General features: G+C 51.0%; 27 protein-coding genes and 1 other RNA gene. 26 read left to right on the top strand and 2 right to left on the bottom strand.

All coding sequences use genetic code 11. The features are described from left to right. Nucleotides 1-18 precede the first annotated feature (18 nt). Both ssrS and AB9R92_RS05185 read left to right on the top strand, forming a co-directional pair. Nucleotides 19-202, top strand: a non-coding RNA gene (gene ssrS / locus AB9R92_RS05190) — 6S RNA. A 105-nt stretch (nt 203-307) separates the two neighbouring features. After that, nucleotides 308-1,069, top strand: a complete 762-nt coding sequence (locus tag AB9R92_RS05185; protein ID WP_370668426.1) for a tRNA threonylcarbamoyladenosine dehydratase — start codon at nt 308-310, stop codon at nt 1,067-1,069. 50 nt (nt 1,070-1,119) lie between these two features. Here the strand turns inward: AB9R92_RS05185 and AB9R92_RS05180 are convergent, their stop codons facing one another. Then, nucleotides 1,120-2,403 (bottom strand): replication-associated recombination protein A, encoded by a 1,284-nt coding sequence (locus AB9R92_RS05180; RefSeq protein WP_370668425.1) that lies wholly within the window; start codon nt 2,401-2,403, stop codon nt 1,120-1,122. Between the two features lie 136 nt (nt 2,404-2,539). Here AB9R92_RS05180 and cymR point away from each other — a divergent pair, with 136 nt between their 5' ends. The 15 genes from cymR to mtnN all read left to right on the top strand — a co-directional run bounded on the left by cymR (nt 2,540) and on the right by mtnN (nt 17,429). Beyond that, the gene (gene cymR / locus AB9R92_RS05175) at nt 2,540-2,956 is read left to right on the top strand and encodes a cysteine metabolism transcriptional regulator CymR (protein WP_370668424.1); all 417 of its coding nucleotides are present in this window, start codon (nt 2,540-2,542) and stop codon (nt 2,954-2,956) included. A gap of 14 nt (nt 2,957-2,970) precedes the next feature. After that, on the top strand, nt 2,971-4,104 hold the full coding sequence (locus AB9R92_RS05170; RefSeq protein WP_370668423.1) for a cysteine desulfurase family protein: 1,134 nt from the start codon (nt 2,971-2,973) through the stop codon (nt 4,102-4,104). A gap of 15 nt (nt 4,105-4,119) precedes the next feature. Further along, nucleotides 4,120-5,238 carry a tRNA 2-thiouridine(34) synthase MnmA gene (gene mnmA / locus AB9R92_RS05165; RefSeq protein ID WP_370668422.1) on the top strand — a complete coding sequence of 373 codons (1,119 nt, stop codon included), beginning with the start codon at nt 4,120-4,122 and terminating at the stop codon, nt 5,236-5,238. Between the two features lie 14 nt (nt 5,239-5,252). After that, entirely contained in the window at nt 5,253-5,912 is a 660-nt protein-coding gene (locus tag AB9R92_RS05160) for a tetratricopeptide repeat protein (RefSeq protein WP_370668421.1), read from the top strand. A 26-nt stretch (nt 5,913-5,938) separates the two neighbouring features. Next, nucleotides 5,939-8,386, top strand: a complete 2,448-nt coding sequence (gene recD2 / locus AB9R92_RS05155; protein WP_370668420.1) for an SF1B family DNA helicase RecD2 — start codon at nt 5,939-5,941, stop codon at nt 8,384-8,386. A 294-nt stretch (nt 8,387-8,680) separates the two neighbouring features. After that, nucleotides 8,681-11,305 (top strand): alanine--tRNA ligase, encoded by a 2,625-nt coding sequence (gene alaS, locus AB9R92_RS05150; RefSeq protein WP_370668419.1) that lies wholly within the window; start codon nt 8,681-8,683, stop codon nt 11,303-11,305. An 87-nt stretch (nt 11,306-11,392) separates the two neighbouring features. Next, the gene (locus AB9R92_RS05145) at nt 11,393-11,659 is read left to right on the top strand and encodes an IreB family regulatory phosphoprotein (protein ID WP_370668418.1); all 267 of its coding nucleotides are present in this window, start codon (nt 11,393-11,395) and stop codon (nt 11,657-11,659) included. Between the two features lie 2 nt (nt 11,660-11,661). Then, nucleotides 11,662-12,078 carry a Holliday junction resolvase RuvX gene (gene ruvX / locus AB9R92_RS05140; RefSeq protein WP_370668417.1) on the top strand — a complete coding sequence of 139 codons (417 nt, stop codon included), beginning with the start codon at nt 11,662-11,664 and terminating at the stop codon, nt 12,076-12,078. Between the two features lie 13 nt (nt 12,079-12,091). Further along, a complete protein-coding gene (locus tag AB9R92_RS05135) occupies nt 12,092-12,400 on the top strand; it encodes a DUF1292 domain-containing protein (RefSeq protein WP_112232425.1) in 309 nt (102 codons plus the stop codon). A 92-nt stretch (nt 12,401-12,492) separates the two neighbouring features. Further along, complete coding sequence (mltG, locus tag AB9R92_RS05130; protein WP_370668416.1) at nt 12,493-13,617, top strand: endolytic transglycosylase MltG; 1,125 nt, start codon at nt 12,493-12,495, stop codon at nt 13,615-13,617. A 422-nt stretch (nt 13,618-14,039) separates the two neighbouring features. After that, nucleotides 14,040-14,645: an O-methyltransferase gene (locus AB9R92_RS05125; RefSeq protein WP_370668415.1), complete on the top strand. Its 606-nt coding sequence runs from the start codon at nt 14,040-14,042 to the stop codon at nt 14,643-14,645. Between the two features lie 6 nt (nt 14,646-14,651). Continuing rightward, nucleotides 14,652-15,296 (top strand): uridine kinase, encoded by a 645-nt coding sequence (gene udk / locus AB9R92_RS05120; RefSeq protein WP_442757086.1) that lies wholly within the window; start codon nt 14,652-14,654, stop codon nt 15,294-15,296. A gap of 81 nt (nt 15,297-15,377) precedes the next feature. Further along, nucleotides 15,378-15,854 carry a transcription elongation factor GreA gene (greA, locus tag AB9R92_RS05115; protein WP_068868992.1) on the top strand — a complete coding sequence of 159 codons (477 nt, stop codon included), beginning with the start codon at nt 15,378-15,380 and terminating at the stop codon, nt 15,852-15,854. A 120-nt stretch (nt 15,855-15,974) separates the two neighbouring features. After that, nucleotides 15,975-16,676 (top strand): YrrS family protein, encoded by a 702-nt coding sequence (locus AB9R92_RS05110; RefSeq protein ID WP_370668414.1) that lies wholly within the window; start codon nt 15,975-15,977, stop codon nt 16,674-16,676. Between the two features lie 48 nt (nt 16,677-16,724). Then, entirely contained in the window at nt 16,725-17,429 is a 705-nt protein-coding gene (mtnN, locus tag AB9R92_RS05105) for a 5'-methylthioadenosine/S-adenosylhomocysteine nucleosidase (RefSeq protein WP_370668413.1), read from the top strand. Nucleotides 17,430-17,485: 56 nt separating this feature from the next. Here the strand turns inward: mtnN and pssA are convergent, their stop codons facing one another. After that, nucleotides 17,486-18,007, bottom strand: a complete 522-nt coding sequence (pssA, locus tag AB9R92_RS05100) for a CDP-diacylglycerol--serine O-phosphatidyltransferase (RefSeq protein WP_418054983.1) — start codon at nt 18,005-18,007, stop codon at nt 17,486-17,488. A 107-nt stretch (nt 18,008-18,114) separates the two neighbouring features. Here pssA and AB9R92_RS05095 point away from each other — a divergent pair, with 107 nt between their 5' ends. From AB9R92_RS05095 to AB9R92_RS05055, 9 genes are read left to right on the top strand one after another with little or no spacing between them, the layout of a single operon-like run. Beyond that, a complete protein-coding gene (locus AB9R92_RS05095) occupies nt 18,115-18,888 on the top strand; it encodes a phosphatidylserine decarboxylase (RefSeq protein WP_370668412.1) in 774 nt (257 codons plus the stop codon). A gap of 30 nt (nt 18,889-18,918) precedes the next feature. Further along, a complete protein-coding gene (locus AB9R92_RS05090) occupies nt 18,919-19,449 on the top strand; it encodes a YqeG family HAD IIIA-type phosphatase (protein WP_370668411.1) in 531 nt (176 codons plus the stop codon). Next, a complete protein-coding gene (yqeH, locus tag AB9R92_RS05085; protein WP_370668410.1) occupies nt 19,446-20,549 on the top strand; it encodes a ribosome biogenesis GTPase YqeH in 1,104 nt (367 codons plus the stop codon). The genes AB9R92_RS05090 and yqeH overlap by 4 nt, the downstream gene beginning before the upstream one ends. A gap of 12 nt (nt 20,550-20,561) precedes the next feature. Continuing rightward, nucleotides 20,562-21,386: a shikimate dehydrogenase gene (aroE, locus tag AB9R92_RS05080; protein WP_370668409.1), complete on the top strand. Its 825-nt coding sequence runs from the start codon at nt 20,562-20,564 to the stop codon at nt 21,384-21,386. Then, nucleotides 21,373-21,663, top strand: a complete 291-nt coding sequence (yhbY, locus tag AB9R92_RS05075) for a ribosome assembly RNA-binding protein YhbY (protein WP_274624989.1) — start codon at nt 21,373-21,375, stop codon at nt 21,661-21,663. The genes aroE and yhbY overlap by 14 nt, the downstream gene beginning before the upstream one ends. Beyond that, entirely contained in the window at nt 21,660-22,268 is a 609-nt protein-coding gene (locus AB9R92_RS05070; RefSeq protein WP_370668408.1) for a nicotinate-nucleotide adenylyltransferase, read from the top strand. The genes yhbY and AB9R92_RS05070 overlap by 4 nt, the downstream gene beginning before the upstream one ends. Beyond that, nucleotides 22,222-22,800, top strand: coding sequence for a bis(5'-nucleosyl)-tetraphosphatase (symmetrical) YqeK (gene yqeK / locus AB9R92_RS05065; RefSeq protein ID WP_370668407.1), 579 nt, complete (start codon nt 22,222-22,224; stop codon nt 22,798-22,800). Before AB9R92_RS05070 ends, yqeK begins: the two co-directional genes overlap by 47 nt. Beyond that, entirely contained in the window at nt 22,793-23,131 is a 339-nt protein-coding gene (rsfS, locus tag AB9R92_RS05060) for a ribosome silencing factor (RefSeq protein ID WP_211653974.1), read from the top strand. The genes yqeK and rsfS overlap by 8 nt, the downstream gene beginning before the upstream one ends. Next, the gene (locus AB9R92_RS05055; RefSeq protein ID WP_370668406.1) at nt 23,128-23,850 is read left to right on the top strand and encodes a class I SAM-dependent DNA methyltransferase; all 723 of its coding nucleotides are present in this window, start codon (nt 23,128-23,130) and stop codon (nt 23,848-23,850) included. Before rsfS ends, AB9R92_RS05055 begins: the two co-directional genes overlap by 4 nt. Nucleotides 23,851-24,059 lie beyond the last annotated feature (209 nt).

Raw genomic sequence — 24,059 nt, 5'->3', positions numbered from 1 at the left:
GCTACTATACTTGTAGAGAGAATCCTGATGTGTTCGTTTTTAGCAATTCGATTTTGACCCAACATTTTGTCGTCGGGAGACCTACATATCACCATGGCTAACATGCCTTAACGGGAAGTTATAAGTGGTGATGCGGTCACCCACCTGCTATAAGCGGGTTCAAACGATGCGCAACACAAAGGACGGCACGATCGGGATTCTTCTTACATAAGAAATCCAAATCCCTCCGGCATTTGCCGGAGGGATTTTCTATGTGTATAATCCCTAGTATCCCTATTTAATATTGAATCTGAAAGGCAGTGTGAATATGTTACATCAATTTTCAAGAAATGAACTCGCCATTGGCAAAGAAGGAATGGAATTGGTCAATGGCTCGACGGTCGCCATACTCGGCGTCGGCGGTGTCGGTTCGTTTGCAGCCGAGGCTTGCGCTAGAAGCGGCGTCGGAAAAATCATCCTCGTCGATAAGGACGATGTCGACATCACCAATATCAACCGCCAATTGGTGGCGAATCTCTCGACGGTCGGCCAGTCCAAAGTCGAAGTGATGAAAAAGCGCATTGCGGATGTCAATGCGGACTGTGAAGTGGTGACACTCCATATGTTCTATACAGAAGACACCTATGAAGAATTCTTTAGCCACAAACCGGACTATGTCATCGATGCATCGGATACATTGATCTACAAAGTGCACCTGATCAAAGAATGCTATAGCCGCCGCATCCCGGTCATCTCGAGCATGGGCGCCGCCAACAAGACGGACCCGACGCGCTTTAAAATCGCGGACATCTCGAAGACCCATACCGACCCTTTGGCAAAAATGATCCGCAAAAAACTAAAGCAAGCGGGCATCCGTAAAGGCGTGCCGGTCATTTTCTCTGACGAGAGCCCGATCGTCGTACGTGAAGAGGTCGTCGAAACCGTCGGCAAAAAAGATGCGGCGATCCGCAAGGCGCAAATGCCGCCATCTTCCAACGCGTTCACCCCATCGACTGTCGGCTTGATCGCCGCGAGCTGGGTCGTTAACCAAATGACCAAATCAATCCATATCCAACGCGTCAATCAATAGATAAAAAAACGGACGGAGAATGTCATCATTCTCCGTCCGTTTTTTATGCATCATTTTTTTCGGAAGCCTTTCAGCTTTTCGTAAATGCCGGCGAATTTCTTTTCTTCTCCGGCGACGACCGGCTTGTAGAACTCCGCTTTTTTTAATTCTTTCGGCAAATAATCCTGGTCCGCCCAGCCGCCGAACGAGCCGATCGGCGTGTCGTGGGGATATTTATAGCCGCCATGGCCGAGCTCTGCGCTGCCCGCGTAATGCGTATCGCGCAGATGTGCCGGGATGTCGCCGACCTGGCCTTTATTGATGGCGGCAGTGGCGGCATCGATCGCACGGTAAGCGGAATTGGATTTCTCCGACAAACACATCTCAGCGACCGCTTGCGCGAGCGGGATGCGCGCTTCCGGCAAGCCGAGCCGGTCCGCAGCCTGGCACGCTGCAAGCACATGCCCGCCAACAGCCGGATTGGCGAGGCCGATGTCTTCGTAGGCCATGACGAGCAACCGCCGCGTCACGGCGGTGAGGTCGCCGTTTTCCAGCAAATGGGCGAGGTAATACATTGCCGCATTGACGTCGCTGCCGCGCACGGATTTTTGAAGCGCGGACAACAGGTTAAAGAAATGAGAACCTTTTTTGTCGCCGAACACGCCGACGCGCTTGATCATCTGCTCGATGATGCCGTCATCGACGAGGTATTCACCGTCTTCTTCGTCTGACGCGATGACGATGGATTCGAGCATCGTCAAAGCTTTCCGTGCGTCACCGTTTGTTCCTTCGGCGATGCGGGCGACTTGTTCGCCGGAAATCCGGATTTTCTCACGGCCGAGCCCGCGCTTTTCATCCGCCAATGCGCTGTTCAATAGCTCGACGATGTCTTCGTGAGTCAGCCGCTTGAGCTGCTTAATTTCGCCGCAGCGCGAACGGATCGCCGGATTGACGTCGTGGAACGGGTTTTCCGTCGTCGCGCCGATCAGCACGATCGAACCGGACTCGACATGCGGCAACAGCGCGTCTTGCTGCAATTTATTGAAGCGGTGGATTTCATCCAAAAACAGCAGCACTTTACCGGTCATGCGCGCTTCCGCGACGACCGCTTCGACGTCTTTCTTGCCGGAAGTGGTCGCATTGAGCGCGATGAATGGCAAATCGGATGTGCCGGCGATGGCGTGTGCGATTGAGGTTTTGCCGATACCGGGGTCGCCATATAACAGCATGGACGGCACGTGGCCGCTTTTGATCATTTTATATAATGCAGTTGAGGGGCCGATGACGTCTTTTTGGCCGACGACTTCGTCGATCGTCCGTGGACGCATGCGGAAAGCGAGTGGTTCATTGTGCACGAGGAAAACTCCTTCCGTCTATTCATTCCATCAGTATAGCGAATCGGGCGCCGAAAGTCATTGAAAGCCTATGTCCAGTAAGATATGCTATACTTATTTGAAGAATTGACGAATAGGTTTTAGAGGAGTAGTTCAGATGAAAATTTCAACAAAAGGCCGTTACGGCTTAACGATTATGATCGCTTTAGGAAAGCAATACGGGGCAGGCCCGGTGCCGCTGCGTAAGATTGCGGCAGACAATGACCTGTCGGAAGCGTACCTCGAACAGCTCGTGGCACCGCTGCGCAACTCCGGGCTCGTGAAAAGCGTGCGCGGCGCTTACGGCGGCTATATGCTGACGCGCCATCCGAAAGAGATTTCAGCAGGGGACGTCATCCGTGTACTTGAGGGGCCGATCCAGCCGGTCGAAGGCATCGAAGACGAAAAGCAGCCTCAACGCGAACTGTGGGGACGCATACGCGACGCTGTGAAAAATGTCTTGGATACGACGACGATCGAGGATTTGGCACAGACAGAAGAAGGCGACACCGAACATTATATGTTCTATATATAAGGAGTTAATAAATCATGAAACAGATCTATTTGGACCATGCGGCAACGTCGCCGATGCATCCGGAAGCAGCAAAAGTGTTTGCCGAAGCCTTAAGTGAGCATTACGGCAACCCATCAAGCATCCACCAGACCGGCCGCGATGCGCGGCGCATTTTGGACGAAGCACGGCGAACGCTCGCCACGAGCATTCACGCAGACGATACCGAAATCATCTTCACATCCGGCGGGACAGAGGCGGATAATTTGGCGATCTTCGGGACAGCCAGCGCCAAAGAAGGCCGCCACCTCATCACCACGCAAGCCGAGCATCATGCGGTTCTTCACGCTTGTGAGGAATTGGCGAAACAGGGCTATGACGTGACGTATTTACCGGTGGACGAAACCGGCCGCGTCAAGCCAGAAGACGTGAAACAAGCGCTCCGGGATGATACGATTCTCGTGACGGTCATGCTCGCCAATAATGAAATCGGCACAATCCAGCCAATTGCCGAAATCGGGGAGCTGCTGAAAGGGACGAATGTCACTTTCCACACCGATGCGGTGCAAGCGTATGGCTTGTTGCCGATCGATGTGGATGAGTTGAACGTCGACTTGCTGTCGGTCTCTGCCCACAAAGTCAACGGCCCGAAAGGCATCGGATTTTTATATCAGCGTAAAAACACGCCGCTCAAGCCCTTGATGTACGGCGGCGAACAGGAACGTAAACGCCGCGCGGGAACGGAAAACGTGCCGGCCATCCAAGCGTTCGCAAGTGCAGTGAAAATCGCGCAGGAAACGATGGAAGATAAACGGCAGGCGTTCAACGGGTTCAAAGATATTTTCCGTGCCGAATTCAATGGAAAGGGCATTGATTTTAAAGAGAACGGCACCGATCAATTGCCTCATATCTTTAACGTCTCCTTGAACGGCATCGACATCGAATCGTTTTTGGTCAATTTGGACCTGTCGGGCATTTCCGCATCGAGCGGGTCGGCATGCACGGCCGGTTCGATCGACCCCTCGCACGTCCTTCTTGCGATGTACGGGCAAAACGCAGCAGAACTGCGCAATTCGATCCGCTTCAGTTTCGGCATTGGCTTGACCGCCACGGACATTACACAAGCAGCCGAAAAAACGGCTCAAATCACGAAGCGCCTGGCGCAAAAATAGAAAAGGTGATTAAAAATGGAAACAAAAGCTCCACAAGATACACGCGTAGTCGTCGGCATGTCCGGAGGGGTCGACTCTTCGGTTGCCGCTTATTTATTGAAACAGCAAGGCTATGACGTCATCGGCATCTTCATGAAAAACTGGGACGACACCGACGAAAACGGCGTCTGTACAGCGACGGAAGATTACGAAGACGTCATCCGCGTCTGCAACCAGATCGGCATCCCGTATTATGCAGTCAATTTCGAAAAGCAGTACTGGGATAAAGTGTTCACGTATTTCCTCGAGGAATACAAAGCGGGACGCACGCCGAACCCGGACGTCATGTGCAATAAGGAAATCAAGTTCAAGGCATTCCTTGAACATGCCCTTAGCCTCGGGGCGGATTATCTCGCAACGGGCCATTACGCGCGCGTTGAAACGGACGACAACGGCACCGCGCATATGTTGCGCGGCGTCGACAACAATAAAGACCAGACGTATTTTTTGAACCAGCTCAACCAGGAACAATTGTCGAAAGTCATGTTCCCGCTCGGTGCGATCGAGAAAAAGGAAGTCCGCGAAATCGCGTTGGAAGCAGGTCTTGCGACAGCAACGAAAAAAGATTCGACCGGCATCTGCTTTATCGGCGAGCGCAATTTCAAGGAGTTTTTAAGCCAATATCTTCCAGCTCAACCAGGGGCGATGGAAACCTTGGACGGCGTCAAAAAAGGCTCCCATGACGGATTGATGTATTACACGATCGGCCAGCGCCAAGGCCTCGGCATCGGCGGAGCGGGCGACCCGTGGTTCGTCATCGGGAAAGACTTGGAGAAAAATGTCTTGTATGTCGGGCAGAACATTCACCACGATGCCTTGTTTTCAGATAGCTTGACTGCGGTCAACTTGAGCTTCACAACGGGCGATGCGCCAGCTCAATCGTTCCAGTGCACAGCGAAATTCCGCTACCGCCAGCAAGACGTCGGCGTCACGGTCGACATGAAAAACGGTGAAGCGGTCGTCACATTTGATGAGCCGGTCCGCGCGATCACGCCAGGGCAGGCAGTCGTTTTTTATGACGGTGACGAATGTCTCGGCGGCGGCACGATCGACCGCGTATTCAAAAACGGCGCACAGCTGGACTATGTAGGATAATGGGGGAATCGGCGATGAATTATAACGAAATCGGCATCAAAGCCTTGCAAGAAGGCCGTGCGGAAGACGCCATCCAGGCGTTCACGAACGCCATTGAAGAACAGCCGGAAGACGCGCTCGGTTACATCAACTTCGGGCATGTACTGGCGTCGATGAACGAAACCGAGCGCGCCGAACGCTTTTTCCAGAAAGCCTTGACGCTCGATGAAACGTCCGCGACCGCCTATTATGGCTTGGCGAATTTGTATTTCAATGCAGAACGCTACGAGGAAGCGCTGAAACTATACGAAAAAGCGGTCCAGAACGGCATCGAAGGGTCGGATGCCCATTACATGATCGGCAAATGCTTCGAACGCATCGACCAGCCAAAACTCGCTTTGCCTTATTTGCAGCGCGCTGTCGAGCTGGATCCGAATGACTTGCAAGCGCGGCTCAGCTACGGCATTGCACTGGCTTCGATGGAATTGTTCGACCTGGCGGAAGAGCAATTTGTTTATGCGCTTGAAATCGATGTGGATAATTCAGACGTCCATTACAACCTGGGTGTTTTGTATGCCGTATCGAGCGACCGCACGGAAGATGCCATGTACCATTTGCAGCGTGCCTACACATTGGATGATAAAAACGAAATGGCGCGCTATGCCTACGATATGATCAACGAACGCTTGAACTGAACACATGAAAGAGAGGAGGCGGCCGCATGTCCGGACAGATTGATTTATTCCAAAAAGAAAGTGAATTTGTGCTGGGGCGTCCGGTCGTCTCGATTTTTCACAATCCCCAAAACCTCTTTTCCATCATCAAAGTGAAAATCCAGCAAACCAACACCCCGTATACCGAAAAGGAAATCATCGTCTCCGGTTATTTCCCGAAGCTGTCGCTGGAAGAACAATACAAGTTCACCGGCAGCGTCAAGAATCACCCGAAATACGGCGTGCAGTTTCAGGCCGAAACCTTCAAGAAAGAAGTGCCGGAAACCGAACAAGGCGTCGTGCATTACTTATCGAGCGATTTGTTTAACGGCATCGGGCGCAAAACGGCCGAGACGATCGTCAAGAAACTCGGCAGCGATGCCATCAAGAAAATCCTGGAAGAACCGGATGCGCTTGATGATGTCCCGCGCCTGTCGGATGATAAAAAAGATACGATCCGGTCGACATTGCAGATGAATTTGGGGCTTGAACGCGTGATGATCCAGTTGAACGACTGGGGATTCGGCCCGCAAATCGGCATGAGGATCTACCAGGCGTACCGCGAGGAAACCATTGATATCCTGACGAAAAACCCGTTCCAGCTCATCGAGGAAATCGAAGGCATCGGGTTCCACCGGGCCGATGAGCTTGGGTCAAAACTCGGCATCACCGGCAGCCATCCCGACCGCATCAAAGCGGCGATCCTTCATGTGTTGAACCAGGCATCGTTGTCAGAAGGGCATGTCTTCGTCGATGCGAAGAATTTGATTCCGCTCGTCAAGCAAATGCTCGAAGCGAGCCAACGCGAAGATATCCCGGTCGAGTCGATTTCCAAGGCAGCGATTGAATTGAACGAAGAAGGCAAAGTGGCGGGGGAAGAAACCCGCCTTTATTTGCCGTCACTGTACTATTCGGAAGTCGGCATCGCGACAAAGCTCGAGACCTTGATCGCTGAACAAGAGACGCGCGACGGCTTCCCGTCATCCGAGATCCGCAAAGCGCTCGGTGAAGCGGAAGAGCGTCTTGGCGTGAACTATGCAGAGACGCAGATCGACGCCATCGAGAAAAGCTTGAACTCCAGCGTCATGATCCTTACCGGCGGCCCCGGAACCGGCAAGACGACTGTCGTCCGCGGATTGGTCGAAGTGTACGCAGAGCTGCACGGCTTGTCGCTCGACCCGAAAGACTACGCCAAGAAAAAAGAACCGTTTCCGATCATTTTGGCAGCCCCTACAGGACGCGCGGCGAAACGCTTGAGTGAGTCGACCGATTTGCCGGCGATGACCATTCACCGTTTGCTTGGCTTTAACGGGCAGGAGAAAGAAGAAGAAACCGAAAAAGACATCGAAGGCAAATTGATCATCATTGACGAAATGTCGATGGTCGACACGTGGCTTGCCCACCAATTGTTAAAAGCGGTGCCTGTCGACGCGCAGCTGATCTTTGTCGGCGACCAGGATCAATTGCCGCCGGTCGGTCCCGGCCAAGTGCTGCGGGACATGTTGGCGTCTGGCCGCATCCCGACGGTCGAGCTGACGGAAATCTACCGCCAAAGCTCCGGCTCATCGATCATCGAACTCGCCCACCAGATGAAAGCCGGGAAACTGCCGGACAATATCGAAGCGAAAACGTCCGACCGATCGTTCATCCGCGCAGGCGCAGACCAGATCCCGGTGGTTGTCGAAAAAGTGGTCAAGAGCGCATTGTCGAAAGGCCACACGATCAAAGACATCCAAGTGCTCGCGCCAATGTACAAAGGGCCAGCCGGGATCGATGCGCTCAACCAGATGATCCAGCAGATGGTCAACCCGAACGATGACGGTACACGAAAAGAGCTGGTGTTCAGCGACATCACGTACCGCATCAATGACAAAGTGCTGCAGCTGGTCAACCAGCCCGAAAGCAATGTCTTCAACGGCGATATGGGCGAAGTGGTCGCCATCATGAAAGCGAAAGAGACGGTCGAAAAGCAGGACCTGCTCGTCGTGTCGTTCGATGGCATCGAAGTGACGTACCAGCGCAGCGATTTGAACCAGCTGACGCTCGCCTATTGCTGTTCGATCCATAAAGCGCAAGGCTCGGAATTCCCGACGGTCATCATGCCGGTCGTCCGCGGCTATATGAAAATGCTGCGGCGCAATTTGCTCTACACGGGCATCACGAGAAGCCGCGATTTCCTCATCCTGTGCGGCGACCCGGGCGTGTTCCGTTACGGTGTCGAACGCACCGATGATTCGAGCCGCCTGACGACATTGGCGGACCGTCTGGGCATAGCGGCTGTTCCGGATGAAGGAGCGGCATCGGAAGCGTTAGAAGCATCAACCGAAAAGGCGGAGCCGGAAGCGGAAGCTGCAGGGCCAAAAAGCCTGACGCAGCAAAACGCCCACCGCATCCATCCGATGATCGGCATGGAAGGGATCACGCCGCGCGATTTTGCCGAGCATGAGGGCGCTTGACAAGGCCCGCTTGGTTTTCTATAATTCAATCTATAACAGATACACAACACTTAGACGGAGACAGTAAAGAGATTCCGGCTGCTTAGAAAAAGGCTCCCCTTGGCTGAAAGGGCCTTCTGCCGCATCTTTTGAACGCTACTCCCGAGTGCAGCTAATCACTGCCGTCCCGCCGCGTTAAGGCGCTTGAGAGACACAGGGTTTTCCCTGTGTAACCAGGGTGGTACCGCGAATCGAGCCTTCGTCCCTTTTTATTGGGGGATGAAGGCTTTTTATTATGCTGAAGGAGGAATTTTGATGAAGAATTTGAAGGCTGAAGAAATCAGAAAGCTCTATCTCGACTTTTTTAAAGAAAAAGACCACGACGTGGAACCAAGTGCGCCGCTTGTGCCGTTTGAGGATCCGTCTTTGTTGTGGATCAACAGCGGGGTCGCGACCTTGAAGAAATATTTTGACGGCCGTGTCATCCCGGAAAACCCGCGCATCGTCAACGCGCAGAAATCGATCCGTACGAACGATATCGAAAATGTCGGAAAGACTGCGCGCCACCATACATTCTTTGAAATGCTCGGCAACTTCTCGATCGGTGAATACTTCAAAAAAGAAGCGATCCACTGGGCGTGGGAATTCCTGACGGACGATAGATGGATTGGATTCGATGCCGATAAACTGTCGGTGACAATCCACCCGGAAGACGAAGAAGCGTATGCCATCTGGCTCAACGAAGTCGGCGTGCCGGCTGAACGCATCATCCGCCTTGAAGGGAATTTCTGGGATATTGGGGAAGGCCCGAGCGGACCGAACTCAGAGATTTTCTACGATCGCGGCGAAAGCTACGGCAATGACCCGGAAGACCCGGAATTGTATCCTGGCGGCGAGAATGAACGTTATCTGGAAATCTGGAACTTGGTGTTTTCCCAGTTCAACCACAATGCGGACCATACGTATACGCCGCTGCCGAAGCAGAACATCGATACGGGAATGGGCCTAGAACGGATGGCTTCGGTCGTCCAGGACGTGCCAACCAACTACGATACGGACTTGTTCGTGCCGATCATCGAGAAGACAGCAGAAATTTCCGGCAAGCCCTACGGTGAAAGCCAGGAACAGGACATGGCATTCAAAGTCATCGCCGACCATGTGCGCACAGTCGCATTTGCGATCGGAGACGGCGCGTTGCCATCAAATGAAGGCCGTGGCTATGTGCTGCGCCGCCTATTGCGCCGCGCAGTCCGCTATTCGAAGAAACTCGGCATCGAAAAACCGTTCATGTACCAGCTCGTGCCGGTTGTCGGCGAGATTATGCAGAGCTTCTACCCGGAAGTCAAAGGCAAGGAGGATTTCATTGTCCGCGTCATGAAACTCGAAGAAGAACGTTTCCTGGAAACCTTGCATGACGGATTGGAGATTTTGTCTGCAGTTGCCCAAAAGCAAAAACAAGCCGGCCATAGCGAGATCCCAGGTGAAGATGTATTCCGTTTGTATGATACGTACGGCTTCCCGGTGGAGTTGACGGAGGAATATGCGGAAGACGAAGGAATGACCGTTGACCATGCAGGATTCGAGCGTGCGATGAACGAACAGCGCGAGCGCGCAAGAAACGCACGCCAAAGCGTCAATTCCATGCAGACGCAATCCGAAGTGCTCGGCAATATCAAAGAAGAAAGTGAATTTATCGGCTATTCGCATACAGTGGCAGACGCTGAAATTGTCGCTATCGTCAAAGACGGGGAATTGGTCGACAGCGCACAAGAAGGCGAAGAAGTGCAGCTTGTGCTGGACCGGACGCCGTTTTACGCAGAGAGCGGCGGTCAGATCGCCGACAAAGGGACCCTGTCGAATGATTTGGTGTCGGCTTCGGTGCTCGATGTGAAAAAAGCGCCGAACGGCCAGAACTTGCACAATGTCCGGGTCGATTCAGGCGAATTGACGAAAACGGCTGTCAAGGCGAAAGTCGATGCAACCGAACGCCGCCACACGGTGAAGAACCATACGGCGACCCACCTGTTGCACCAGGCATTGAAAGATGTGCTCGGCACGCATGTCAACCAGGCGGGATCGTACGTCGGCCCAGACCGGCTGCGCTTTGACTTCTCCCATTTCAGCCAAGTGACAAAAGAAGAGCTTGCAACGATCGAGCAGGCGGTCAATGAAAAGATCTGGGAAGGCATTGAAGTCGAATCCGGCTATCATAATTTGCAGGAAGCAAAAGACATGGGCGCGATGGCCTTGTTCGGCGAGAAATACGGCGATGTCGTCCGCGTCGTCGCCATCAGCGATTACTCGCTCGAATTGTGCGGCGGGATCCACGTGGCGAACACATCCGAAATCGGCGTCTTCAAAATCGTCTCGGAAAGCGGCATCGGTGCCGGCGTCCGCCGCATCGAAGCATTGACCGGCAAAGGTGCATACGTGAACATGAAGCAAAGCGAGAAGACTTTAGATGAAGCGGCTTCCTTATTGAAAGCCAATCCGCGTGATCTCGTGCAAAAAGTCGAAGCAACACAAGCCGACATCAAAGCTTTGCAGCGTGAAAATGAATCGCTGCTGCAGAAGGTCGCCAATGCCCAATCCGGCGAATTGCTGGAATCGGCAAGAAAAGTCGGCGATGTGACCGTATTGTCCGCAAAAGTACAAGCAAAAGACAATAATCACCTGCGCCAGATGGTGGATGACCTGAAAGCGAAATTCGAGCAGGCGGTTATCGTCCTTGGCGCGAGCGACGGGGACAAAGTGATGCTTGCAGCGGGCGTGTCGAAAAATATTGCCGGCAAGGATTACCATGCCGGCAATATCGTCAAAGCAGTGGCCGAACAATGCGGAGGCAAAGGCGGCGGGCGTCCGGACATGGCAATGGCCGGGGCTAAAAATCCCGAGCAATTGGAGACGGCGCTCGAATCGGTCTACACTTTAGTCAAATAGGTTTAACAAATCCGCGCTTTCAGTTATAATGGGATTCAGCAAGAGGAACGAATTGCCAACACACATTCCGAAAGTGAGGTGCTTGTCGTGAGCTCATTTGATCGCACGATGAAATTCGATTCATCCGATGAGTCGATGGAGCAGGACGTAAAGCAGGTCATGCTGCAAGTCCATTCTGCTCTAGAGGAAAAAGGCTACAACCCGATCAATCAGATCGTCGGGTATCTACTTTCAGGTGATCCAGCTTATATCCCTCGCCACCAGGACGCCCGGAACATGATCCGGAAACTGGAGCGGGATGAAATTTTGGAAGAACTGGTGAAGTTCTACATCAAAAAGAATAACGGGGAATAATTATGCGAACAATGGGATTGGATGTCGGCTCCAAAACGATCGGAGTGGCGATCAGCGATGCACTGGGCTGGACGGCACAAGGCATCGAAACCGTCAAAATCGACGAGGCGAACGGCCAGTTCGGGCTTGAGCGCCTTGGCGAATTGATCAAGGAATACAAAATAACGGAAGCGGTCGTGGGCTACCCGAAGAACATGAACAACTCAATCGGGCCACGGGCGGAAGCTTCCGAAAAGTTTGCAGCATTGCTAAAAGAAGGATATGATATACCGGTAGTGCTTTGGGATGAAAGGCTGACGACGATGGCTGCAGAGAAAATGCTGATCTCTGCCGATGTCAGCCGGAAAAACCGCAAAAAAGTGATCGACAAGATGGCCGCAGTGATGATTTTGCAAGGCTATCTTGATTCAAAAAAATGATGAGGTGACACGAATGGAACATGGTCAAGAGCATATTACAGTAGTGGACGAGCACGGCAACGAGCAATTATTCGAAGTGCTGTTCACATTTGAATCGGAAGATTTCGGAAAATCATACGTCCTGTATTTCCCGGTTGGCGCAGATGAAGACGAAGAAGGCGAGATCGAAATCCACGCATCTTCATTCACTGAAAACCTGGATTCTGAAGAGAACGTTTCCGGCGGCGAGCTTCGCCCGGTAGAAACGGAAGAGGAATGGGACATGATCGAAGAAATGCTCAATACTTTCCTTGAGCAAGAAGAAGAAAACGAAGAGCAATAACCATAAGGGGGACGGAATTGAACCTTGATTCCGTCCCTTTCATTTGAATCGCCTTCTGTTTTTGAGAGATGAATAGCTGAGGGGGAACACCCGTGGAAAAGCAGTCAAAGAAAGATGTCATGTTCGACAGGATGAAGGAAAAGAAAAAAGAAGTGAGAGTCGTGCGGCGCATTGTACTGATCGTGGCACTTGTCCTTCTTGTGGTCGTTGCGATAGCCGGCTGGCAAGCTTATAGTTATGTCACTGACGCGCTCGAACCTGTCGATCCGGATTCAACCGAAGTCATCGATGTCGAAGTGCCGATCGGTTCCAACCTGGACAGCATTGCCGCATTGCTTGAAGAGAATGGTGTCATAAAAGATGCCAGGATCTACAAGTATTACGTTAAGTTCCAAAATGAATCCGAATTTCAGGCAGGCAATTACGGCTTGACCCAATCAATGACATTGGATGAAATTACGGAAAGTCTGAAAACCGGGAAAGTTTACCACGAACCTTTGTATACGATCAACGTCCCTGAAGGCTTGACCTTGGAAGAGATTGCCGAGCGTGTGATTGCGGAAAAAACGGATTACACGGCAGAGCAGTTTATGGAACAAGTGCAAGATGAAGCCTATATCGACGAACTGATGGTCAAATACCCTGATTTATTGACAGAGGAAATCAAAGGGGAGAATGTCAGGTATGCGCTTGAAGGCTATCTGTTCCCTGCGACTTACCCGATCTACGAAGAAAATCCTTCCCTTCCCGTGTTGATTGAGCAAATGCTTGATGCCACGAAAGCGAATATCGAACCGTACCAAAGCGTCTTGCAGGAAGAGGAGAAATCGCCTCATTGGCTATTGACTTTCGCTTCGCTATTAGAAGAAGAAGCGACTGCGAAATCAGACCGCCAAACCATCGCAAGCGTGTTCTACAACCGCATGGATGAAGATATGCCGCTTCAGACAGACCCAACAGTCATTTACGCGATGGGCGAGCATAAGGACCGCTTGTTCAACTCGGATTACGAGTTTGAAGATCCTTACAGCACCTACACGAATAAAGGCTTGCCGCCAGGGCCGATCGCCGCTGCCGGCGCATCCTCGATCGAAGCGGTGCTTGACCCGAACCAAACGGAATATCTGTACTTCCTGGCTGACTCAGAAGGCAATAACTACTTCTCGACCAGCTACGAACAGCATCTTCAATACCGCGATGAACATATCGGAAATTGAAAAATATAATTTGAACTAGAGAATGAGTAAGTGTGAATAAATCGTTCCAGGCGGACGCTTTCCGCGGGCATGGCTTGAGCCTCCTCGGTCACTGCGCTTCCTGCGGGGTCTCAAGACTCATGCTATTCCCGCAGGAGTCGCCGCCTTCCACTCTTTAGTGTATTTTATTCGAGAGATATGGAGCAAAACAGCGCAGACTCCTTGGGGAATAGCGAAGTGCTGAAATCCATTCGGGCGTCTAGACCGAATTAGTTCAGCGCGAGCCCCCAGGAAAGCCAGCTGTTTTGCGGAATATCGTTTTAATAAGATTTTAATTACAAAATCATTAGTTCAATTTGTATAAGAAGGAAGGGAGCGTCCGTTTCCCTTCTTCTTTTCTGTTCAAATGAAGGATTAGAGTACGAAAGGGGCGGACATCGAGAATGGCCGATACTACGATAGAAGCATTATTCGAAACGATGCGCTCCTATGCGGCAGAGCATCATGTGCCGATCATGGAAGAGCAGGGCATCGGGGAGCTGCTGGAATTATTGGAGCGTCAAAAGCCGTTGCGCTTGCTTGAACTCGGGACGGCAATTGGCTATTCAGCGCTCCGGATGGCCGCTGCCTTGCCAGATGCAAGCATCGACACAATTGAACGGGACGAAGAACGCCACAGCAAGGCGCTTGGATTCATCCGGGAATCGGGGATGGAAGGCCGCGTGCGTGCCATCTGTGCCGATGCGCTCGAACTGGACATTGCCGAATTGACCCCGTCTTATGATGCCCTGTTCATCGACGCAGCCAAAGGGCAATATGAGCGTTTCTTCAATAAATACGAAAGCTTGCTTGCTCCAGGCGGCATCATTTATTGCGATAATATGTCGATGCACGGCATGGCGGAACAGCCGATCAAGGAAGTGCCGAGACGCAAGCGCACGATGATCCGTAACATCCGTTCGTTCCGTGAGAAAATGGGTGTACACCCCGCTTTCGACTGTGAGCTTCTGCCGGTCGGCGACGGGCTTCTCGTCTGCAGGAAAAAATGAAAATCGATACACAAGGAGTTAACGTATATGTCTAAAAACAGACCGGTCGTCATCGGCATCGCTGGCGGTTCAGGATCAGGCAAGACCAGTGTCACCAATTCCATCTATGAAGTGTTCAAAGAGCATTCCGTAGTGGTTATCGAGCAAGATTACTACTATAAAGACCAAAGTCACCTCGAGTTCGAGGAGCGTTTAGAAACCAACTACGACCATCCGCTCGCGTTCGATACGGATTTACTGATCAAGCATGTCAACGAATTGCTCGAGCGGCGTGCGATCGAAAAACCGATTTATAATTACGCCTTGCACACCCGTGCAGAGGAGAGTATTGTGATTGACCCGAAAGATGTTATCATTCTTGAAGGCATATTGGTTTTGGAAGATGAACGCCTGCGAGAATTGATGGACATCAAATTATTCGTCGACACCGACGCGGATCTCCGCATCATCCGCCGCTTGATGCGCGACATCAACGAACGCGGCCGCACGATCGACTCAGTCATCGAGCAATATTTGACGGTTGTCCGCCCGATGCATAACCAATTCATCGAGCCGACGAAGCGCTATGCGGACGTCATCATCCCGGAAGGCGGCCAGAACGAAGTCGCAATTGATTTAATGGTTACAAAAATTAAAACAATTCTTGAATAGATTGGAAAATTATAATAGAATGATACGAGACTGACGGATGTTAGCGCATCCATAGTCAGCAGTTGAAGGAGTGGGAAGAGTATGGCAAACGATAAACAATTTCCGATGACAGCTGCCGGAAAGCAGAAGTTGGAAGATGAACTGGATTATTTGAAAACGGTCAAACGCAAAGAAGTGGTGGAACGCATCAAAGTAGCAAGAAGCTTCGGGGACTTGTCCGAGAACTCCGAATACGATTCCGCCAAGGAAGACCAGGCCTTTGTCGAAGGGCGTATTTCTACATTGGAATCCATGATCCGCAATGCGGTAATTATAAATGAAGAGGAAGCTGGCAACGATGTCGTCCGCCTCGGGAAAACAGTTACGTTTATGGAAATTCCAGACGGCGAAGAAGAAGCCTATACCATCGTCGGCTCTGCAGAGGCAGACCCGTTGGAAGGCCGTATTTCCAACGACTCGCCAATAGCTAAAAGCATGCTTGGCTGCACTGTCGGTGACCGTGTGAAAGTATTGACGCCAGGCGGGGAAATGGAAGTCAAGATCGTTTCGATCAATTGATGCACCCAGCCATTCCTATGGGAGTGGCTGTTTTTTTGATGGCTGAAACAAAACTTTAGTTGAAACGTCAAATTTGTCATGGGCTAACTGTGATAAAATATGTGTAAAGGGGGGCATTGCATGGCTAACGAAGAAAAATCTTATCCCTCTCGTTTGAATAAGAATAAGAACAATAAAAATCGTTCGAATTCCATCCTGAACATCATGATCGCCCTAGTATTTACTTTGGTGGTTATCATCGGGGCGACATTGCTATTCGGGGGCGGCGGCGATTCAGCAGATCCTGAATCCACAGAAACAACGCCTGAAACGGAAAGCCAAACGAGCGGCGATGATGATACGCAAGTGACAGCAGAAGAAAATGACCTCGAGGCTGAAGAGAAAGCGGAAGAGGAAGCCAAGGCTGAAGAAGAAGCCAAGAAAGAAGCAGATGAGAAAGAAAAAGAAGAAGAAGAGGAAGAAACCAAAGGCGGAACCATCACACGTGAAGAGTCCAACGACCCGATCGTCAGTGAAACCATCGTCAACACAAGTTGGGAGCCTATTGGCACAAGCCAAAGCGGCGACCACGTCTCTTCTTACCAGAAAAATTCGGTTGATTGGAACGAAAAAATTGAAGCGGTCACGTATGCTACCGGTTTGTCCCAGAATGATATGTATGTCATGATGGTTCAAAATGGCGGCGGCCCGCAAAAATCCATCGCAACAGTCCAGTCGAAAGACCAATCCGAGAAGTACCGCGTCTATCTTGAATGGGTAGACGGTGAAGGTTGGAAACCTGAGAAAATGGATGTACTTAAAACGTTGGACGGCGCCTATTAACAGGGCGCCGTTTTTCCGGCGTAATCATGGATGTAAGGAGCGGATACAATGAGAATCGGTGTAATCGGCGCAATGGAAGAAGAAGTAGAATTGTTGCGCAATCAATTAGCGAACACATCTGTCCGTGAAATCGCCAATAGCGAATTCACGACAGGTACATACAAAGGCCAGGAACTCATTCTGTTGAAAAGCGGCATCGGCAAAGTCAATGCGGCGATGACGACCACGATCCTCATGCAGGAGTTCAATCCGGACCTCGTGTTGAACATCGGTTCTGCAGGCGGCTTTGATGAGGAGCTGGAAGTCGGCGCAGTGGTCATTTCCGATGAAGTGCGCCACCACGATGTCGACGCAACCGTATTCGGCTATGAGCTTGGGCAAGTGCCGCAAATGCCGGCTGCCTATACCGCTAACAAGGAATTAATCGAACTCGCAGTTAAGGCGGTCGATGAGATCGGTGAGCACCAGCATGCAGTTGGGCTTATCGCAACTGGTGATTCGTTCATGAGTGATCCCGAGCGTGTTGCTTTAGTGAAGCAGCAATTTCCAGAGATGAAAGCAGCGGAAATGGAAGCGGCTGCCGTCGCGCAAGTCTGTTTCCAATACGATACGGCATTTGTCGTCATCCGCGCCTTGTCGGATATCGCAGGCAAGGAATCCTCAATTTCATTTGATGAATTCCTGCCGGTTGCCGCCAAGCATTCAACTGAAATCGTCCTGCGTGTCATCGAAAAGATGCTCCAGCGCGTTTAATATTGAAACTTCATCCCAAAACAAGCAAAAAGCTGAGGGCATCAAGCCCTCAGCTTTTATACTTTCCGTAATGAAAATGTGCTGATCATCAATAGTGAAGAAATCAATAGGATGAACATATAGACAGCGGGCGACCAATGGCCGAACCCGAAATATGACAAAGTTAGCACAGTTCCGGCTGCAGTGATCGGCAAGCCGGTAAAATAGCCGTTTGATTCGGTGATATTAAAGCGCGCCAAGCGGAATGCGCCGCATGAAATATAAATAACGGTGAACACCATGCCCGCCAGACCGAAATCCTGCAAGGCCAGCTGATGGATCAGCAATGCCGGCGCCACGCCGAAGGAAATGATATCCCCCATGGAATCCAATTGTTTGCCGAGTTCGGATTCCTGGTTGTATTTTCTCGCGACCATGCCGTCAAAACGATCCAAAAATGCAGCAATGAAAATAAACAGCACACTATAACTGTAGTATTCGTTCAAAGTCGCCATCAGTGAGGCGCCACCGAACACCATATTGCCGATTGTCAATGTGTTGGCTGCCTGGCTTTTCAGCCGTTTGATGGTGTGATCCATTTTGTCGATCAATATCAATGCAAGCGCTCCTTTTTTGATATACTTTCGACAATTATACTGTGAATCGTCATAAAATGGTAGACTATTTTAACGACGGAGGTGCTAGCATGAAAAAGCGCATTTATCAAAACTTGATTGAATTAGGCAATGGCAAGGCCAGTTCCGCTGTGCTAAAACGTGTCGCCCAATCAGCTATCAGCCGAAAGGCCGTTCCTGGATTCATCAAGACTTATAAAATCGAGCTCGGCGATATCGACCGCCCGAGCGGCCAATATACGAGCTTACATGACTTCTTCACACGCAGTTTGAAAGCAGATGCGCGGCCGGTTGCCGGTGCTGAACTGGTATCTCCGGTCGACGGGCGCCTCGAGATCCACGGCGCTATCGAACACGACAGCCGGTTCAAGGTCAAAGGCATCGACTATTCACTGGCTGAACTGCTCGGCGGCGAGCAATCGGCGAAGCGCTATGCAAACGGCCAGTATGCAATTCTCTATTTATCACCTGCAGATTATCACCGCATCCATAGCCCGGCAGACGGCGAAGTCGTGAAGCAATACATGCTCGGCGAAAAATCCTATCCCGTCAATCGGCTTGGGCTGACCTACGGCAAATCACCGATCAGCGGCAACCGCCGGCTCATCACGGAGCTCGAAACGCCGCATGGCCGTATATTAGTCGTGAAAGTCGGGGCGATGTACGTCAATTCAATCGAATTGACGGAGTTCGGAAACGAATGGCAAAAAGGCCAGGAAGTGGCTTATTTCAGCTTCGGTTCGACGGTCGCATTATTCTTTGAAAGCGCACATCTTCAATTCGATGCGAAAATCCACGACGGCGACCGGGTCAAGGTGGGAGAACCCCTTGCATATATGGTATAATCAATGAACTTAAGTCCCTAGAAACAGGAGTTGTTATGTGTGTATCGATATTTTATTCCAAGGCAATACGTTAAAGAGGTTTTTGACATAACGCCAGAATCATTAAAAGAAAAAGGGGTGCTCGGCATCATTACCGACCTGGACAATACATTGGTCGAATGGGACCGCCCTGAAGCGACGCCGCGCCTCATCGAATGGCTGAAATCGATGAAAGATGCGGGAATTCAAGTGGTCATCGTTTCCAATAATAATGAGATGCGCGTGAAGTCATTCGCTGACCCGCTCGGCATCCCGTTCATTCACCAGGCGAGAAAGCCGATGGGCAAAGCATTCCGCAAAGCGCTGAAGATCATGAGCGTCAAGCGCGAACAAGTCGTTGTTATTGGCGACCAGATGCTGACCGATATTTTCGGCGGCAACCGCAATAAGCTTCATACGATCCTTGTATTGCCGGTCGCGCAATCGGACGGCTTTTTCACGCGTTTCAACCGCATGGTGGAACGCCGGATCATGAAGAGGTTGAAGGAAAAAGGACAATTGATGTGGGAGGAAGAAAATTGACAGAAATGCCATATTGCATCGGTTGCGGTGTACAGATCCAAACAGAGCGGAAAGACGATATCGGCTACGCGCCGCCGTCTTCGCTCGATAAAGAAGAAATCATTTGCCAACGTTGCTTCCGGTTGAAAAACTACAACGAGTTGCAGCCTGTTTCCTTGACGGATGACGATTTCCTGCGCATTTTGAACGGCCTTGGGGAACGCAAAGGGCTGATCGTGAAAATCGTCGATATTTTTGACTTTAACGGCAGCTGGCTGCCGGGCTTGCACCGTTTTGTCGGGAACAACCCGATTTTGTTGATTGCCAACAAAGCGGACTTACTTCCAAAATCGGTCAAAGAGAAAAAATTGATCAATTGGATGAAGCAGGAGTCGCGTAAATTGGGCTTGAACCCGATCGACATTCTGACTGTTTCCGCACATAAAGGGACGGGCGTCGCTGAAGCGATGGATGCGATTGAACAATACCGCGACGGCGGCGATGTGTATGTGGTCGGTTGCACGAATGTCGGCAAATCGACATTCATCAACCGTGTCATCAAACAGGCGACTGGCGAAGGGGATGTCATCACGACTTCTCATTTCCCGGGAACGACGCTTGATATGATCGGCATTCCGCTCGATGACGAGCGCTCGCTTTTCGATACGCCGGGCATCATCAATCACCATCAGCTGGCGCATCATCTGCATACGGAAGATCTCAAGACGATCATGCCGAAAAAAGAAATCAAGCCGCGTGTGTTCCAATTGAATCCTGAACAGACATTGTTCATCGGCGGATTGGCGCGTTTCGATTTCATCAGCGGCAAACGTTCATCGTTCACGGTGCATGCCGCAAATTCACTGAATATCCACCGGACCAAATTGGATAATGCAGATGCTTTATATGAACAGCACCTGGGTGGCATGCTTGCCCCGCCATCTGCTGAATACAAAGAAGATTTTCCGGAATTGGTGCGCCATGAATTCCGCATCAAAGAAGGCAAGACAGACATTGTCTTTTCTGGGCTCGGCTGGATTACGGTCCAGCATGATGATGTGACGGTTGCTGCCCACGCACCTAAAGGGGTAGAAGTCATCGTCCGCCCATCGCTCATATAGGAGGTTTTCACAATGAAGAAATGGTATGCGGTCATCGGAGACCCAATCTCCCATTCCTTATCGCCTTTTATGCATGATCATTGGTTTGAAAAACATGGCATCGATGCTTCCTATATCCCGGTCCATGTGGAACCGAAACAGCTGGAACAAGCAGTTCATTCGATGAAAATGCTTGGGGTCAGCGGCTTTAATATCACTTTGCCGCATAAACAGGCGGCAATCCCGCTATTGGACGAGTTGGACGAAATGGCACGTCTCATGAATGCAGTCAATACAGTCGCTGTAAAAAACGGGCGTTTGAAGGGCTTTAATACTGATGGCGACGGTTTTGTCCGTTCGCTATTGAGTTATCCAGTCGACAGAGACCAGGCGTTGCTGGTGATCGGTGCAGGCGGGGCGGCAAGAGGCATCAGTTTTGCGCTTTCGCGTGCCGGCTTCCACAATATCACCATCACCAACCGTACATTCAGAAGAGCGCAGGAACTGGCGGATGAAACCGGCAGTAAAGCAATGGTGCTGGCTGAAGCCGAAGCGAACCTGAGTGAATTCGATACGATCATCCAGACCACTTCGGTCGGCTTGACCGAAGAAGCGCTGCCGCTGTCTTTGACGCATCTCGGAAGCGGTTCGGTCGTTGCGGATATCATCTACAATCCGCTCGAAACACCATTTTTGAAAGAAGCGAAAGCGAAAGGCTGCCTGGTGCTGAACGGCGTCGGCATGTTCGTTAACCAGGGCGCCATCGCGTTCGAGAAATGGACAGGCATCCGTCCGGATACAGAAGAAATGATTCAATTGATTACGGAAAAATTAGGAGGAAATCATGTTAACAGGTAAACAAAAACGTTTTTTAAGAAGTGAAGCGCATCATTTGGACCCGATTTTCCAAGTCGGAAAAGGCGGCGTCAATGAAGCGATGCTCGTACAGATCGGGGAGGCCCTCGAAAAACGCGAACTCGTAAAAATCAGCATTCTGCAAAACAACGAAGACGGCAAGCACGAAGTGGCGAAGCATCTGGCAGAAGGAACAAAAGCGGAATTGGTGCAATTGATCGGCCATACTGTTGTTTTGTATAAAGCGTCCGTCAACAATAAACGGATTGAGCTTCCGTGAAACAACGCAAAATCGGCATTCTCGGCGGCACGTTCAACCCGCCGCATTTTGGCCATTTGATCATGGCGAATGAAGCCTACTACGCACTGGGCTTGGATGAAGTACGCTTTATGCCGAATGCCATCGCGCCTCATAAGGAATCGAGCGGAATCGATACGGCAACGCGTGTCAAGATGACGCGACTTGCTATCGAGGGCCAGCCCCATTTTCGCCTAGAAGACATTGAAGTGTCGGGCGGTGGGGTTTCGTATACGTATGAGACAATGGTCAAGCTCATCGAACGGGAACCGGAATGTGAATTTTATTTCATCATCGGCGGTGATATGGTCGAAAGCCTGCATAGCTGGCACCGCATCAGCGAACTGGCGGAATTGGTCCAGTTTGTCGGCATCGGGCGGCCGGGCTATGTCGCCGAAACGGAGTATCCGGTGATGATGATCGATTCCCCGGAGATGCATTTGTCCTCGACGATGCTGCGGGAGCGCGTCTTGGCTGGCAAGCCATTGACTTTTTTCGTTCCCGAACAAGTGGAAACTTTTATCCGGAAGGAGCGATTGTATGGACCCGAGCCTGATGCTCCAAAAAGTGAAAGAACGCCTTCCTGAAAAGCGCTTCAACCATGTGCTGGGCGTAACGAATACGGCGGTCATGCTTGCTAAGCATTACGGAGTGCCTGAAGAACAAGCGCGAATTGCGGCGATTCTCCATGACGTGGCGAAATTCGCGGATCGCGAGTGGATGCGCGGCATCATCGAAAAAGAAAGAATGGATCCGTTATTGCTCGATTATCACCATGAGCTATGGCATGCCCCGGTCGGCGCGTATGTGGCCAATTATGAATTCGGAGTCGAAGATGAAGAGATTCTCGACGCGATCCGCTACCATACGACAGGGCGTTCCGGCATGTCCGATCTTGAAAAAATCATCTACATTGCAGACATGATCGAGCCGAGCCGCAAGTTTCCGGGAGTCGACCGGTTGAGAGCCATGAAGAATGATGGCCTCGACCGCTTGATGGAAGCGTCGATCCGGCAATCGATCGAATTTCTCGCATCAAAAAATCAGCCGGTTTATCCGGATTCCTTGAAATGCCTGGAGCATTTCGAGCAACAGAAAGGGAACGTGAAGAATGACTAAAGATACATTATTGCAAGTGGCGTACCAAGCCGCAGAGGATAAAAAAGCAGAAGACATCGTTGTATTGAACATGGAAGGGATTTCGCTGTTGGCGGATTATTTCTTGATCTGCAGCGCGAACTCGGACCGCCAAGTACAGTCGATTGCCCGTGAATTGATGGATAAAGCCGGAGAAGCGGGCTATGAAGTGAAAAGTGTCGAAGGCTTCGACGCAGCGCGCTGGGTCTTGGTGGACCTTGGCGATGTCGTAGCACATGTATTCCATCGCGATGAGCGCTCGTACTATAACCTAGAGCGTCTATGGCGCGACGCCCCGCAGCTCGAAGTATGAACTACGGGCGGTTTGCGGCAGTTTACGACGACTTGATGGAAGATATTCCATACGAACAATACGTGGAATGGATTGCTGAAACGATGCGCTCCGGATCTGTACTCGATCTTGCGTGCGGCACCGGCGTGCTGTCTGAATTGATGGGTGAACTCGGTTATGACGTGACGGCGAGTGATTTGTCCGCTGACATGCTCACTGTGGCACAACAGCGTTTCAAGGACTCGGGGCTGGATATTCCGGTGCTTCAATTGTCCATGGACAATCTCGAAGGCTTGGAAGGCTTCGATGCCGTGACGATCGCGATCGATTCGTTGAATTACTTAGCGAAAGAAGAGCAGGTCAAGAAGACGTTCGAACAAGTTTATGCGGCGTTGAAGCCGGGCGGGTATTTTTTCTTCGATGTCCATTCGGTGTTTAAAGTCGATGAGATCTTTATGCATAGCCCGTTCGTTTACGATGGGGAAGACCTTGCCTATATGTGGCACACGGAAAAAGGCTCAACGCCTCACAGCGTCATCCACGATTTGACGTTTTTCGTGCGTGAAGGCTGGATGTTCGAGCGGTTTGAAGAAACGCACGAACAACGGACTTTCCCGGTTGACGTGTACAAGGGATGGCTCGCAGAAGCAGGGTTCACGGTGGAATCGGTGACTGCTGATTTCACGGCGGATGCACCAAACGACGAAAGCGAACGGATCTTTTTCCGCGCGAAAAAATAATCACCCCCACCGAACCCGCATATTCTGATATGCGGGTTTTCAAAGTATTGAAAAGTCTATAGTTCGCAGTAGATCGAAAAGGAATCGCCTTTTCTACAATGAAAAATCAATGATCTCTCTAAGTATTTGGAGAAGCGTTCGCCCGTAACCCCTTCTGCTCAATAATGCTACGCATTACTTTCGCAAAGATAATGTCTCCCGTAGGTCGA

Origin of the sequence: Planococcus sp. SSTMD024, from assembly GCF_041320495.1 — a bacterium.
Classification (GTDB): Bacteria; Bacillota; Bacilli; order Bacillales_A; family Planococcaceae; genus Planococcus.
Note: the sequence above shows the minus strand (reverse complement) of the source record. Positions and strands in the feature narration are given on the sequence as shown.